At 34.7% G+C, this 15,493-nt stretch carries 7 protein-coding genes; 3 read left to right on the top strand and 4 right to left on the bottom strand.

All coding sequences use genetic code 11. The features are described 5' to 3' along the window. The first annotated feature begins 61 nt into the window (after positions 1-61). A complete protein-coding gene (locus tag ACOQOS_RS15840) occupies positions 62-1,840 on the top strand; it encodes a 1-deoxy-D-xylulose-5-phosphate synthase (protein ID WP_420571443.1) in 1,779 nt (592 codons plus the stop codon). 105 nt (positions 1,841-1,945) lie between these two features. On the opposite strand, the gene ACOQOS_RS15835 is transcribed toward ACOQOS_RS15840, so the two are convergent. The 3 genes from ACOQOS_RS15835 to ACOQOS_RS15825 are packed head-to-tail and all read right to left on the bottom strand — an operon-like array spanning position 1,946 to position 9,066. Continuing rightward, positions 1,946-4,729, bottom strand: coding sequence for a T9SS type A sorting domain-containing protein (locus ACOQOS_RS15835; protein WP_420571442.1), 2,784 nt, complete (start codon positions 4,727-4,729; stop codon positions 1,946-1,948). Between the two features lie 47 nt (positions 4,730-4,776). Continuing rightward, complete coding sequence (locus ACOQOS_RS15830; protein ID WP_420571441.1) at positions 4,777-7,680, bottom strand: M4 family metallopeptidase; 2,904 nt, start codon at positions 7,678-7,680, stop codon at positions 4,777-4,779. A gap of 42 nt (positions 7,681-7,722) precedes the next feature. Continuing rightward, positions 7,723-9,066 (bottom strand): deoxyguanosinetriphosphate triphosphohydrolase, encoded by a 1,344-nt coding sequence (locus tag ACOQOS_RS15825; RefSeq protein WP_420571440.1) that lies wholly within the window; start codon positions 9,064-9,066, stop codon positions 7,723-7,725. Positions 9,067-9,312: 246 nt separating this feature from the next. Here ACOQOS_RS15825 and ACOQOS_RS15820 point away from each other — a divergent pair, with 246 nt between their 5' ends. Further along, positions 9,313-11,784: an inorganic phosphate transporter gene (locus ACOQOS_RS15820; protein ID WP_420571439.1), complete on the top strand. Its 2,472-nt coding sequence runs from the start codon at positions 9,313-9,315 to the stop codon at positions 11,782-11,784. Between the two features lie 143 nt (positions 11,785-11,927). Next, positions 11,928-12,641 (top strand): DUF6503 family protein, encoded by a 714-nt coding sequence (locus tag ACOQOS_RS15815; protein WP_420571438.1) that lies wholly within the window; start codon positions 11,928-11,930, stop codon positions 12,639-12,641. A 274-nt stretch (positions 12,642-12,915) separates the two neighbouring features. Here ACOQOS_RS15815 and ACOQOS_RS15810 read toward each other — a convergent pair whose 3' ends face one another. Then, positions 12,916-15,342: a ribonucleoside-diphosphate reductase subunit alpha gene (locus tag ACOQOS_RS15810; protein WP_420571437.1), complete on the bottom strand. Its 2,427-nt coding sequence runs from the start codon at positions 15,340-15,342 to the stop codon at positions 12,916-12,918. Positions 15,343-15,493: the final 151 nt, after the last annotated feature.

Genomic DNA, 15,493 nt, shown 5'->3' with positions numbered 1-15,493 from the left:
ATTACTAAGTTTTTAGCGAACCTTCTGCAAAAATCGTAATTTTACCATTCTTAATTCGCCCATGAAAAATTTACTTTCACATATCAATTCACCAATTGATTTACGGAAACTTTCTAAAGAAGATTTACCTCAAGTCGCACAAGAGTTACGTGCGTTTATTATTGATATTGTTTCGACGAAAGAAGGACATTTGGGCGCAAGTTTGGGCGTTGTAGAACTGACTATTGCCTTGCATTATGTTTTTGATACACCAAATGATTTATTGGTTTGGGATGTAGGTCATCAAGCATATGGACATAAGATTTTAACCGAAAGAAGAGAAATTTTCCACACAAACAGACAACGTAATGGTGTTTCTGGCTTTCCTAAGCGCGATGAAAGTGATTATGATACCTTTGGTGTCGGACATTCGTCTACGGCAATCTCTGCAGCTTTAGGAATGGCAATTGCTTCCAAATTACAAGAAAATTTCACAAAACAACATATTGCCGTTGTTGGCGATGCTTCTATTGCTAGCGGAATGGCGTTTGAAGCTATGAATCATGCGGGTGTTACCGATACAAATATTTTGATTATCCTGAATGATAATGCTATAGGAATTGATCCAAGTGTTGGTGCTTTAAAAATGTATTTGACCAATGTAAAGAAAGGAACACAGAAACAAGATAATATTTTTGAGGCTTTGAATTTTGATTATTCTGGTCCAATTGACGGACATGATATTTTTGCTGTTGTTGCCGAATTGGAACGTTTGAAAACAGTAAAAGGTCCAAAATTTTTACATGTCATTACCACAAAAGGAAAAGGACTTCAGAAAGCAGAAGAAGATCAAGTGAAGTATCATGCACCTGGAAAGTTTGATAAGCATACTGGCGAACTTACACCCAAAAATACAGCACATCTTCCTCCGAAGTTTCAAGATGTTTTTGGACATACTATTGTAGAACTCGCCAAAGCGAATGAAAAGATTGTAGGAATTACACCTGCAATGCCTACTGGAAGCTCCTTAAAGTTTATGATGGAAGCTATCCCAGATCGTGCTTTTGATGTTGGTATTGCCGAACAACATGCTGTTACATTAGCTGCAGGAATGGCAACACAAGGTTTGATTCCGTTTTGCAATGTATATTCTACGTTTTTACAACGCGCATACGATCAGGTGATTCATGATGTCGCTTTACAGAATTTACCTGTAATTTTTTGTTTAGATAGAGCAGGTTTGGTGGGTCAAGATGGCGCTACACATCACGGCGTATTTGATTTAGCATATTTACGTTGTATTCCAAACCTCATCATTTTTGCTCCTTTACATGAAGTTGCCTTGCGAAATATGATGTATACAGCACAACTTGGTTTAGAACATCCTATTGCAATTCGTTACCCAAGAGGTCGCGGAATGCTACAAGAATGGAAAGAACCTTTTTCTACTATCGAAATTGGCAAAGGAAGGTGTATTAAAGAAGGAACTCATATTGCAGTGTTGAGCGTTGGTCATATTGGATTTGCTGCTATTGAAGCTGTGAAAGAGTTTGATGCGTCTAAAAGAATTGCTTTGTATGATATGCAATTTGTAAAGCCATTAGACAAAGAACTTTTACACGAAATTTTCAATCATTTTAATACAATTGTAACTCTTGAAAACGGAGTTATTAATGGTGGATTTGGAACTGCAGTTATTGAGTTTGCTTCAGAGTTTAATTATACCAACAATATTTATGTACGTGGAATTCCAGATACCTTTATTGAACACGGTACAGTAGAAGAGTTGCATGATGAATGTGGCATTTCTAAAAAAGCTATCAAAGAATTATTACTTACGTTGCTTGGCACTCACAACTAATGTTTTAGCAGCTATTATTTCTAAGAAATCTATATAATACTTTATTTTATAAAAAAAGCGAACCCAATAGTTTGAGTTCGCTTTTCTATGTATGTATAATTTTACTTATTGAATCACGATTTTTTGTGTTTCAACTGCTTTGTTTTGTTCAATTTTCAGGATATAGATTCCTGTAGACAATTCAGATAAGTTTAAGTTTGTTGGTGTATTTTTACTTAAATCCATCTCTTGTAAGAATGTTTGTTGTCCTGCAATCGTGTATGCTGTAATTTTTGCGTTTCCGCTATTGTTAGCATTGATTGTCATGTTTCCATTTGAAATTGTTGGATAGATTGAGAAATTACTTCCAGCTTCAAATTCTTCTGTACTTAATATTCCTGGTAAGAATTGTCCTGTAAAGAAACCTCTACCATGCGTTGTTGCTAATACGGTATTATCTGACACTCTTAAATCTAAATCTAAGACTGGTACAGAGCGCATTCCATTTTCAGAACGAATCCATGTTGGACTTGCATCAGTAAAGTTTGATGTTCTCCAAACTCCTAATTCTGTTCCGATAATTACCTCTACTCCACCTGCTACTAATGGATTCATTAAAATCGCTTTTACAGGGAAATCAGGTAAGTTTCCGTCTTTTTCTTCCCAAGTAGTTCCTCCATCAGGAGAATACCAAACATTGTTTACTCCGTAGTTATGGAAAGTAACATAGATATCATCTTCAGTTTCTCCAAATTCGATATCAGAAACACTTCCAACAAAGTTAGCACCTGTTACATTAGACCAAACTGGTACTGTAGTTAATGCCGCTTCAAGTTTTAATAAACGTCCATTACGTAGTCCAACAAATACTGTTTGTCCGTTAGCTGTAGCTTTGAAAGCAGATGATTGAGCATTTAGTAAACCATTTGTTAAGTTACTTCTAACAAGACCGCCAGCGCCAGCATTTACATTTCTAACTTGAACAACACGTGCTTGACCTCCAGAAACAGAGTTTGCATAAAATGTGTCCGTATTTTTATCTAGATATGCTGGATTAATAAAGCTTCCTGTATTTTCATTTACTATAAAATAAGCACCTGCATTCGATAATGCTGGGAAAGGACGAAATATGTGCGCTAAAGATGGAAATGATGCTATAATATAACCATCAGCATCATCAATATCAGTAAAAGCTCCATCTCCTCCTTGGAATGTTACTACACTATTTGCTCCAGGAGCAGAATCAATAGATGCTAAACTTCCATTATCTTGTGTTCCTCCTGCAAAGTCATCTCCATCAGCAATATCTCCTTCAGCGATTGCTCCGTAGTAAAATTGCGTTACATTATAATTTAAGTTACGTGATTGAATGGCTGTAGTACTATTCATTGCGTTTACAAAATTTGCTGAGTAATATACACCTCCATCATTTCCTAAGACCGCTTGCGTATTATCATTTGGACGGAAAACTATTGCATGATGATCTGCATGAACAAAAGATACATCTAGATTGAAAAGGTTATTATTATTAGACCATTTTGAGATTTGATCCCAGTCATTTCCTGCTGAATTGAATTTAAATAAATCAATACCTCCAACATATAAATTATCATTATCATCAGCTTCTATAGGTAAATTATAGAATGCTTGATTTCTAGCATAATCTGTAGCAGGAATTCCATTATCAGCATCATTTGGTTCTACTAAACTATTAAGCGTTGCAAAACTATCTGTTGTTACAAATAAATCTGCTTGACCACCAACATTAGCAGCAACCCAAAATGTTCCAGGTGTTACTGAAGATGGCTCAAGTTCTGTACGTCTTGCATTTGGAATAGTTCTTATTAAATTAAAAGTAATACCATCTGTAGATTGGAAGATAGATCCTCCAGAGTTTCCAAAAGAATCACTTGTTGTTGCCAACCAAATGTTATTATTCATATCGATTTCGATATCATTTGGATTCAAGTAATCGTTGTTGATGTATTGAATAGGGAAACGCGACCAGTTTGTTCCTCCATCATCAGTTTTGTATAAACCTCTATCATCAAAACCTAAGATATTGAATGGATCTCCAGATTCTCTGTATCCAGAACTTGCTATAGAAGCATATATTTCTGTTGTTCCGTTGTTATTTCTTGCTACAAGATCATTAACAAAGAAGATACCGTCTACCAATGTTAATCCTCCAGAATTAGTTGAATTGTTAAAGTTTCCTCCAAGAATTTGTTCCCATGTAACACCACCATCTGTAGATTTATATACTCCACTTCCTACTGCAAATCCTTGACTATAAGATTCTCCTGAACCTAAGTAAATTGTATTTGAATCATTAGGATCAGTAACAAGTACACTTACAGAAATATTACCAGGTAATCCATCTACTAACTGCCATGATGAGTTTGCATCTGTAATATCGTCATTTACCCATAATCCACCTGAAGCTCCTCCAGCAAATACTCTTGTATAATCGTCAGCTGGATTTGCATTGTTGATATCATTAGGATCAAACATTATTGCACGTGTTCGCCCACCAATATTGTTAGGACCTCTATCTACCCATACATTGTCGTCTGCATCTCCTGGCGTACGTTTTTGTAATTCAGCTCTTTGTATTTCAGGAAGATTTTCTGGAGTTGGTCTTCCTAATCTTGGGTTCATTGTTAGTTCCCAAAGTTGTTCGTTGTATCCATTAGGAGGTAATCCATTTGCTTTACGCTCTTCTCTGGTTAGTTGTTGAGTTTCCTTAAAAGGACTATTCGCTAGATAGTTAGCATGCTTCTCTCTTAATTCAGCTGCCGATAAGCTTTCCTCTTTTTCAACTTCTTTATTTTTTAGGCTTACTGTGTACCCTAACACTGCTAAAAATAAAAGTGTGATAAATACTCTTCTTTTTGTTTTTCTTTCCATGAGCTTTTTGTTTTTTTTAAAAAAGTCTTTTGTTCAATCACTGTGAATTACTCAATGATTAGTTTTGTTGATTTTACGAATTCTGTACCTTCTACTCTCAAGAGATATAATCCTGATTGTAAATTATCTAGGTCAAAGTTAACAGTTCCTGTCAAATTAACAGCTTTAGAATATAAATTTCTTCCATTTATATCAAAAATATTAACAGTAACGTCTCCTAAGTTTTTTGATGCTTTAATATTAAAACTTCCGTTAGATGGGTTTGGATATACAGAAAAAGCATTATTATTTGCTACTTCTCCAACACTTAATACAGAAGTTACTACCAAGTTATCTACTATAACACCTTCATTATTTACGGCTCCATCTGTTACAAGTACAAATCTAAAAATAATACTTGATTCTCCGCTTAAATCAGATAAATCATAACTATATTCCTCCATGACTGTATCAGTTCCAGTCCATTGTGATCCGATACATAACAAACAGTCAGCGTTTCCTGAGGTTGCTGCCGTCCTATCACTATTATACCAGTCAGGATCTGAAGCAGAACCTAAAACGTTCCAAGTATTTCCGCCATCAGTTGTATATTCCATGTAAACAAAATCCCAGTTTTCTTCAAGGTCAAACGCCATGTCAAATTTTATGGTCGGATTTGTTACACCTGTTAAATCATAGCAATCTGATAATAAATAACTTCTCGTATTGTTTGCATAGTTACCACTCAATGAAGTTGCATATACTTCACCTTCTAGCGTTGTATTTTGAAATACGCTTCCTAATTGTGTGTATGTTCCTCTAGTCCAGATTTGTGAAGCTCCATCAAAATATGTGTTTAACTCATCATCTACCGTTTCAAAATCATATACATCTTCAGCAACACCAATTTCATTTACACGTAATAAAAGTAGCTCTTGATTGTTTGTTCCATCTTGATCATTTGCTACAGAGATTCCAAAGTTGAGCGATTGCAATCCTTTTTCTAAAGTTAATGCAGGAAGTGTAATATCTTGAATCGCTCCTACAGGAATATTTCCATTAAATGTAAATGTATCACTGATTCCTCCAACAACAGAGTAGCTTATTTCTACATTTGTTATAGTTGTTGTTACTCCAGAGTTTTCGACTCTTACTACTGGTACAAATGTATTTAATCCGCAATGGATTTCTTGATTAGAAACTGAAACTAATCTAGCATCTGTTGTAAGTGGTATGTATGGACCTCCAACATTTACTGCATAAAAAGCATCTTGTGTAGCAATGGCTTCGGGACTATTAGTTCCGTGTAAATTGATTGCAACATCTATTGCTGCATTTCTAGTATCTAAAAATGTACTATTTGGAGTTAGGTAGTCTCTTAATACTAAATAGGCAATTTCTTCTGCTTTTTGCATTCCAATTCCAGTAACATCAAATTGATTTGTTACATCATTAAAACCTGCGCCACCTTGTACTAATAAATAAAACCAATGGTTTAACACTCCACTGTTACTGTGCACACCACATTGATCATTACTATTATTTGGTGTAGGACAACCAGCGACAGATGTTGGGCGCCAGTTTGTTCCTTCATACGTATCTGGATCACCAAATTGATTCGGATTGCTCATATTTCTAATTCCGAGTCCATTAGAAACAATATCTTCTCCTATTTGCCAAGTTTCCATATTAGGATTTAAATCATCTCCATTTCCTTTTGCATAAAATTCGATAGCTGCTCCCCATAAATCGGAGTATCCTTCGTTTAATGCACCAGATTCTCTAGCATACACTAAGTTATTTGCAAAATTTGTAACTCCATGTCCAATTTCATGGGCGCAAATATCAATACTTGTCAAAGGTTCAAAATTTCCGCTTCCATCTCCATATGACATTACAGATCCATTCCAAGCAGCATTTGTCCAGCTTCCGCCTCCATTAGGGTTGGCAACATGAATATAGCTTCTCATTGCATATCCATTACCATCAATTCCATCTCTTCCATGAACATTTAACCAATAGTCATAAGTTTGTATGGCTCCCCAATGTGCATCAAGTGCGGCATTGTCTAGACTTAGACCTGAAAACGACCAAGCGTTATCATCATCCGTAAATTCAGCGAAATTATTTATATAACCGCCTCCAAAAGCTACATTTTGTGCATTTCTTGTAAATACATTTCTCGAATCATCATTTAAGGTATACTCTCCATTGTCTTCCAAACGTGTTTCAATATCACGTTGACCACTGTATCTCGTTTGAGCAGTTCCTGCCACAAAAGGCGCTAACGTTCTGTTAACTTTAACAAGATTTGCAGGATTATTTAGTATTTCACGACCTTCGTTGTTGTGATGCTTGATAATTTTATTATTAAATAAGATGAGTCCGTTTTGCGCATCTACATATACTTCTCCTCTACTTACTGGCTGTGTTGCGTAAATATCAAATTTGTATGCTAAATTTAGCAAACCAGAATATGTATTCATTTCAGGAAGTAATACTAATTCTCCAGCAGGCTTTGTATAATTCATTGCTGCAGCTTCCTGTGGATTTGACCATAAATATTGTTCTGCGTTTACAAAGGCGAGTGCTTTGTCAAAAGCTTGTTGCGGAGATAATGCTGGTGACAAGTTTACACCGAGTCCGTTATATACTTCTCCGTTAATACTTTTTACAGCGTTATTTTTTGAGTGAATTACTAAGGTTCCAAATTCTACTTTGATTCCGTTGTAATATTGTTGCATTCTTTCATGCTTCATTCCAGATCTGTCTTGATTGACAATCGTTGTTTGGAATGTATTGTTGTCGTCCAAATTGAACTTTTGCAAAAATTCTCCTTTTGCTTTTTCTGGAGAGATTTCTTTTGTGAATTTGACTCTTTTATTTACAGAGATTGCTTCTTGAGCGCTTATCTGTAGTACAAAAAGTGAACAAAAAATTAGTATTCCTGTTCTAATGTAATTTTGTTGCATGTATTAAAAAATTAGATTACGAGGCTAATTGTTAATAAAAAATTATACGGTTTTTGCTGTGAGTTTATTAAATAATATTACTGCTTTGCTATCGGACAATCTTGATACGTAATTAGTAATATTCATCAATCGATTATACAAAAGGTTTGTTTGATAGTCTACATTTTCTGGTAAAACTTTCAAAATTAGCTTGTCATAGTTAGACAGTGAATCATTATGGTAATTTTCTGTTGCTGTGATAAACGTATTTAGTAAATGTTGCAATACATGATACCCTGTAATTTCTTTTTCTATGACTTCGTCACTTTTGTATATTTTATCAATACTTATTTTGATAATGTCATCAATTTGTGCTTTGTACTTACTTTTTTCCATGAGTCCTACTGAAAAGTTTCCTTCTCGAATAGCTTCTTCGTTTTCTAGAAAAATACGTACAGCGTCTTCAATAAGTGTATTGATAGATAGTGCTCTTAAATAACTCAAACGATCTTCTCGATGTTGTAATGAGTTATATTTATCTGTTTGAATGGTATCTCTTACTAAATTGATTAGATATTCTAGAGCGTATTCTTCTTGGATCAATCCAAGATTGATTCCATCTTCAAAATCAATTATTGTGTAACAGATATCATCTGCGGCTTCTACCAAGAATGTGAGTGGATGTCTTGCATATCTGATATTTTCACCTTCATCAAATGTACGTAAGCCAAGCTCGTTAGCTACATCAGTAAAAGCTTTTTTATCAGATTGAAAAATTCCGTACTTCTTATCTGCAATGTGTTTTGTGGGCTTTTTTGGCAGCGACTGTTTCGGATACTTCATAAAAGCTCCTAAAGTAGCATAGCTCAATCGTAAGCTTCCATCAACTCCTTTGCGGTTTTCGGTTAGAATTTTAAATCCATTAGCATTTCCTTCAAAATCACATAGATCTTGATATTCTTTTGGAGAGAGTTTTGATTGGAATTGTGTTCCTTTTCCAATTTTAAAATATTCTCCAATAGCTTTTTCTCCTGAGTGTCCGAATGGTGGATTTCCGATATCGTGTGCTAAAGCTGCTGCTGCAACTATGGCTCCGAAATCATTGAATTGAAATCCATGAACTTCTTTGAGGTGTGGATATTTTTCTAAGAGTTTTGTTCCTACTTTTCTTCCTAAACTTCTTCCCACTACAGAAACCTCCAAACTGTGCGTAAGGCGTGTGTGTACAAAATCTGTTTTGGATAAAGGGACAACTTGTGTCTTATCTTGCAAGCTGCGAAAAGCTGATGAGAAAATTACTCTATCATAATCTACTTCAAAGCCCAATCGGGTCTCATCTTGTTCTTTGCGCAATCGCTTATGGGTATCCCCGTAACGTTTTAAGGAGAGTAATTGTTCCCAATTCATTAGTAAATAGCATTTTCTCTGCAATATACTACATTAATTATAGAAATCCCACCGAGAGCCGATTCTTGGTAGTATATTCGTGTTTTTGAGCAAAAAAGAAAGATATTTCAACACTTCATGGTCTTATTTGTTATATTTATAACAGTATAGAAGTATTGCTAATGCAAAAGCGTAAGATATAACCTTTAGGTAACATTACATTTCGCGACACTATTGATATTTGTAAATTATTTTTAATACCCATATATGGACAATATTTACTTAATTATGATCATTGCTTTGACTGTGTTGGCAATTGCTGATTTGGTCGTAGGAGTTAGTAATGATGCAGTAAATTTCTTGAATTCAGCTATTGGTTCTAAAGCTATTTCCTTTCAAACAATTATGATTGTTGCAAGTGTTGGAGTTGCTATTGGCGCCATTTTTTCTAGCGGTTTGATGGAAGTCGCCCGAAAAGGAATTTTTCAACCCGAACAGTTCGTGTTTCATGAGATCATGATTATTTTCATGGCGGTTATGATTACCGATATTCTATTGCTTGACTTTTTCAATACGCTCGGAATGCCTACATCGACAACGGTTTCTATTGTTTTTGAATTGCTTGGAGCTGCAGTAGCAATGGCATTGATTAAGATTACCAATCAAAGTGGTGATTATGATACTTTATTACAGTATATAAATACTTCAAAAGCTACTGAGATTATTATTGGTATTGTCGTCTCAGTCGTCGTCGCCTTCTCTGTTGGTGCTTTGGTGCAATGGGTTTCACGTTTGTTATTATCTTATAACTTTAATGAAAAAGCACGTTGGGTTGGTGCTGTTTTTGGCGGAATAGCCTTAACAGCTATCACGTATTTTATTTTTGTGAAAGGAATTAAAGGCACCAATTATGCAAATTCAGTTTTCGAAGTTTTATATAATGGCCCTAAAGACGGTTTACTCCCATGGATTAATCAGCATCTAGGCTCATCTTTTTCAGATCTTAAAGCGTTTAAAGACGCAGGAATAAAAACAATTACTGTTGATTTTGATAAGGGAATTGTTGAATTTACACTTAAAAATTTCCTAGAAGTATATGTACTTCCTATCATTACAATTAGCTTGGTAGTTTGGTCTGTTATTTCATATTTGGTTATGTCTTTATTTAAGACAAACATTTACAAACTGATTATTATTGTAGGAACTTTTGCTTTAGCACTTGCTTTCGCTGGAAATGACTTGGTAAACTTTATTGGTGTTCCAATTGCAGGCTGGCAGTCATACAACGAATTTGCAAGCAATACTGCTTTAGACACTTCTTCTGCTGCTGAAATTTATACAGCCGCTAGTAGTTTTAAGATGGATTTTCTTGATAAAACTGTAAAAACACCGACACTTTTCTTGGTAATTGCAGGATTGATCATGGTTGTTACACTTTGGTTTTCAAGTAAAGCAAAAGCTGTAGTAAAGACTTCTATCGATTTATCAAGTCAAGAACAAACCAAAGAACGTTTTAAACCTAATTTCTTATCAAGAGGTTTTGTGCGCATGTCTATTGGTATTTCACAAGGAATCGTTGCTATTACACCAAAGTCTTTACAAACCAGTATAGATAAACAATTTATGATTCCAGCTGTAAATACTTATAAAAATAAAGAAGATATTCCTGCTTTTGATATGGTTCGCGCTGCTGTAAACTTAATGGTAGCAAGTGTATTAATTTCAATTGCAACTTCCATGAAACTACCATTGTCTACTACATATGTAACCTTTATGGTTGCTATGGGTACTTCTTTGGCAGATAGAGCTTGGGGCGCAGAAAGTGCAGTGTATAGAGTTGCTGGTGTATTGAATGTAATTGGCGGTTGGTTCTTTACTGCAATTATTGCCTTTTTAGCCGCTGGATTGATTGCCTTTTTACTAAACCTTAATTTACCTATCATGCTTGGCGCTTTGTTAGCATTGGCTGCCTTTTTATTGATTCGTAATTATATCAATCATAATAAAAAAGCAAAAGAAGCAAAAGTAGAAGACAGCTTAAAGAAAGCCGAAAGCAGCTCAGTACAAGGTGTCATCCACGAAAGTGCAGATAATATTGCCAATGTGGTAAAAAGAGGAAATAGAATTTACACAAGTGCTATTAACGGTTTAGCAAAGCAAGATTTACAAATGCTAAAGAAGAACCGAAAAAATATCACTAAACTTTCTACTGAGATTGACGAATTGCGTGACAATATTTTCTATTTTATCAAAAATTTAGATGAAACGAGTGTTGGCGCAAGTAATTTCTATATTAATGTTTTAGGCTATTTACAAGATATTACACAATCATTAGAATATATTTCGAAAGCAAGTTTAAAACACGTAAACAATAACCATAAGAAACTGAAATTCAATCAAATTAAAGAATTGAAACAAGTTGATGAAGCGCTAGAAGTTGTTTTTAACAATACTAAGAAAGCTTTTGACTCACGTTCTTTTGAGGAAATTGGAAGTGTTTTAACGAATAAAGAAGCTATTTTCCAATTGGTACGTCAAAAGATTCAAACTCAGGTTGAACGTACACGTACTGAAGAATCGAGTCCGAAGAATACAACATTGTACTTTAGCTTGTTATTGGAGACAAAAGATTTATTGAAAGCTACTATGGATCTTTTAGAAGAATATCACAATGCACATGATAGTTCGGTAGAACCTGCCACTATTACAAAGGATAAAAGTTCAGACCAAGAAGAATAAAACTGAACATCTCACAATATGATAAAAACACAATCGTTACGGTTGTGTTTTTTGTTTTAAAGAAGTTTCAAATCTTACACACATAACAACATCTGATTAAATTTCTCTATCTTAGACTTCACTAATTTATACCAAATAAAACCATGAACAAATCATTTTTCTTTTGTCTTCTATGTAGTTTTTTTATATATACGACAAACGCAATAAGCCAAGAATTGACAGGACAACAATTGTTAGAAAAAACCATTCAATATCACGATCCTAATGGAAATTGGGCAAGTTTCAACGGAACACTTCAAATTACTATGGAAACACCTAAAAATGGATCGCGCGTAAGTACTATTAAAATTAATTTACCTAAAGAATATTTTTATGTAAAAGCAACACGTAATGCAGAAACAACCGAATTTACCGTTGATAAAGACAGTTGTACTGTTGCTTTTAATGGAGAAACTAATATTCCAGAAGAAATAGCCAAAGAAAAGAGTCTTAATTGTAAACGCGCCAATTTATATAAAGGCTATTACGAATATTTGTATGGTTTGCCAATGAAATTAAAAGATCCAGGAACTATCATCGATCCAAAAGTGCAAAAGAAAACCTTTAAAGGAAAGGAATATTTAGTATTGAAAGCTACTTACAATGAAAATGTAGGGAAAGATACTTGGTATTTTTATTTTGATCCGAAAACATACGCTATGGAAGTGTATCAGTTTTTTAAAGATGAATCTAAAAATGACGGAGAATATATTTTACTAACAGAAGAGGCTGTCATTAATGGTATTAAAATGCCTAAAAAACGTGCTTGGTATTACAATGAAAATAATGGGTATTTAGGAACGGATATTCTTAATTAATGTAACAATTTTTCAATTTGAAAATGTATCAATGAACTACCTTGTCTTTAAATACTTAGATCGCTTTGCTACTAGATGTTAGACCACTGACGCTTTTAGATTTTTAGACTTACTTAGAACGTTAGACATATTCCTGATTTTTTAGGAATCTCTTAGATTGCCTTGCTGTTAGTTTTTTTAGATTTGACACGAATACGCCTTTATAAAACATAAAAAAGGGAATGTTGTACAACATTCCCTTTTCTTTTGCCGGTTTTTTATAAGCTTTGTAGACTTAAGAACCACACATTAAGCAATCGTCATCTTCGCTTTCTCTCGCTTTTGATAACATTTCTTGCAGTTCTTGTGGTGTCAGTGGCTCTACAGCTACTGGTTTTGGTTTTGCCCCTGGCGCTACGGCTGCAGCTTCAGCAGCTACTGGTATTGATTTTTTCGCTTTCTTCACTGTAAACTTAATTGCATCTACTGCCGATTTTGTTCGTAAGTAGTACATTCCTGTTTTTAATCCAGATTTCCAAGCGTAGAAGTGCATTGACGTTAATTTTGCCATCGTTGCACCTTCCATGAATAAGTTTAATGATTGAGATTGATCAATGAAATATCCTCTATGACGAGACATATCGATAATATCTTTCATACTCAATTCCCAAACTGTTTTATATAAATCTTTGATGTCTTGCGGAATTTCTTCAATGTGCTGGATAGATCCGTTAGCACGCATTAATTCTTGCTTTAAATCTTCTGTCCACAATCCTAAGTTTACTAAGTCTTCTAGTAAATGCTTGTTTACGACGATGAATTCTCCAGAAAGTACTCTACGCGTATAAATGTTTGATGTATACGGCTCAAAACATTCGTTGTTTCCAAGAATTTGTGATGTAGAAGCTGTTGGCATTGGCGCTACTAATAATGAGTTACGCACTCCGTTTTTAACTACCTCTTTACGTAAACTTGCCCAGTCCCAACGACCACTTAATTCCTCATCTTTAATTCCCCATAAGTTATGTTGGAATTCTCCTTGTGATATTGGCGAACCTTCATATGTTTGGTATGGACCTTCTACGGTTGCCATTTCCATGGAAGCAGTTACTGCTGCGAAATATAATGTTTCAAAAATTTCTTGATTCAGTTTTTTAGCTTCATCAGATGTGAAAGGCATTCTTAACTTGATAAATGTATCTGCCAATCCTTGTACTCCTAATCCTATTGGACGGTGACGGAAATTAGAGTTTTCCGCTTCTTTTACAGGATAGTAGTTTCTATCAATTACTTTATTTAAGTTTTTTGTAACACGCTTTGTAACACGGAATAATTCGTCGTGATCAAATTCGTTTCCTTTGATAAACATTGGCAATGCAATAGAAGCCAAATTACAAACCGCTACTTCATCTGGAGATGTATACTCCATGATTTCTGTACAAAGGTTTGACGAACGAATCGTTCCTAAGTTCTTTTGATTTGACTTACGGTTTGCCGCATCTTTATATAACATGTAAGGCGTTCCTGTTTCAATTTGAGATTCTAGGATTTTCTCCCATAACTCACGCGCCTTGATTGTTTTTCTTCCTTTTCCAGCAGCTTCATACTTTAAGTATAATGCTTCAAATTCATCACTGTGTACATTGAATAAGTTTGGACACTCATTTGGACACATTAACGTCCAAGAAGCATCTTCTTCTACTCTTTTCATGAATAAATCTGGAATCCACATTGCATAGAATAAATCACGCGCACGCATTTCTTCTTTACCGTGGTTTTTCTTTAAATCTAAGAAGTCAAAAATATCAGCATGCCATGGTTCTACATAAATTGCAAATGAACCTTTACGTTTTCCTCCACCTTGATCTACATAACGAGCTGTATCATTGTACACACGTAACATTGGTACAATTCCGTTACTTGTTCCGTTAGTTCCAGCAATATATGATCCTGTAGCACGAACATTGTGGATAGACAAACCAATTCCTCCTGCTGATTGTGATATTTTCGCCGTTTGTTTTAATGTATCGTAGATTCCGTCAATACTATCATCTTGCATCGCCAATAAGAAACATGATGACATTTGCGGTTTTGGTGTTCCTGAGTTGAATAACGTTGGAGTTGCATGTGTAAAGTACTTTTTAGACATTAACTCGTATGTTTCAATCGCTGCATCTAGGTCGTTTAGGTGAATTCCAACAGAAACACGCATTAGCATATGTTGTGGACGTTCAGCAATTTTACCGTTTAACTTTAATAAGTATGAACGCTCTAAGGTTTTAAATCCGAAATAATCATAACCAAAATCACGGTTATAGATAATTGTAGAATCTAAACGATCTGCATTGTCCATAATTACCTTGTATACCTCATCAGATAATAAAGGTGCTTTTTTTCCTGTTCTTGGGTTTACATATTCGTATAAATCTACCATCGTTTCAGAAAACGATTTTTTGGTGTTTTTATGCAAGTTCGATACGGAAATACGCGCTGCCAATCGAGCATAATCGGGATGCGTAGTTGTCATTGTGGCGGCAATTTCTGCGGCCAAATTATCTAATTCTGAAGTGGTAACTCCATCGTATAATCCTTCAATTACACGCATGGCAACTTTTACAGGATCTACCAAATCGTTTAAGCCATAGCATAACTTTCTCACTCGTGAAGTGATCTTGTCAAACATCATTGGCTCTTTTCTTCCATCTCTTTTTACTACAAACATATGCTCGTCTATTTTTTTATTCTTCTGAATTTCGTTCAGAAAAGGGGTTAGTTATTTCACCAATTTTCGGCGAAAAAAATTAGTGTTTCGGGTATTCTATTATGTATTTTTAGATTTAGACTGCAAACAGCCAAAATCATTTGGGTATTTT

It is taken from the genome of Kordia sp. (assembly GCF_965224175.1).
GTDB lineage: Bacteria > Bacteroidota > Bacteroidia > Flavobacteriales > Flavobacteriaceae > Kordia.
This window is presented reverse-complemented; position numbering and strand designations above follow the sequence as displayed.

What these genes read in the sequence shown, in the direction of transcription:
- ACOQOS_RS15840 (WP_420571443.1), top strand. Translation starts at nt 62, where the DNA reads ATGAAAAATTTACTTTCACATATCAATTCACCAATTGATTTACGGAAA.
- ACOQOS_RS15835 (WP_420571442.1), bottom strand. Translation starts at nt 4,729, where the DNA reads ATGGAAAGAAAAACAAAAAGAAGAGTATTTATCACACTTTTATTTTTA.
- ACOQOS_RS15810 (WP_420571437.1), bottom strand. Translation starts at nt 15,342, where the DNA reads ATGTTTGTAGTAAAAAGAGATGGAAGAAAAGAGCCAATGATGTTTGAC.
- ACOQOS_RS15815 (WP_420571438.1), top strand. Translation starts at nt 11,928, where the DNA reads ATGAACAAATCATTTTTCTTTTGTCTTCTATGTAGTTTTTTTATATAT.
- ACOQOS_RS15820 (WP_420571439.1), top strand. Translation starts at nt 9,313, where the DNA reads ATGGACAATATTTACTTAATTATGATCATTGCTTTGACTGTGTTGGCA.
- ACOQOS_RS15830 (WP_420571441.1), bottom strand. Translation starts at nt 7,680, where the DNA reads ATGCAACAAAATTACATTAGAACAGGAATACTAATTTTTTGTTCACTT.
- ACOQOS_RS15825 (WP_420571440.1), bottom strand. Translation starts at nt 9,066, where the DNA reads ATGAATTGGGAACAATTACTCTCCTTAAAACGTTACGGGGATACCCAT.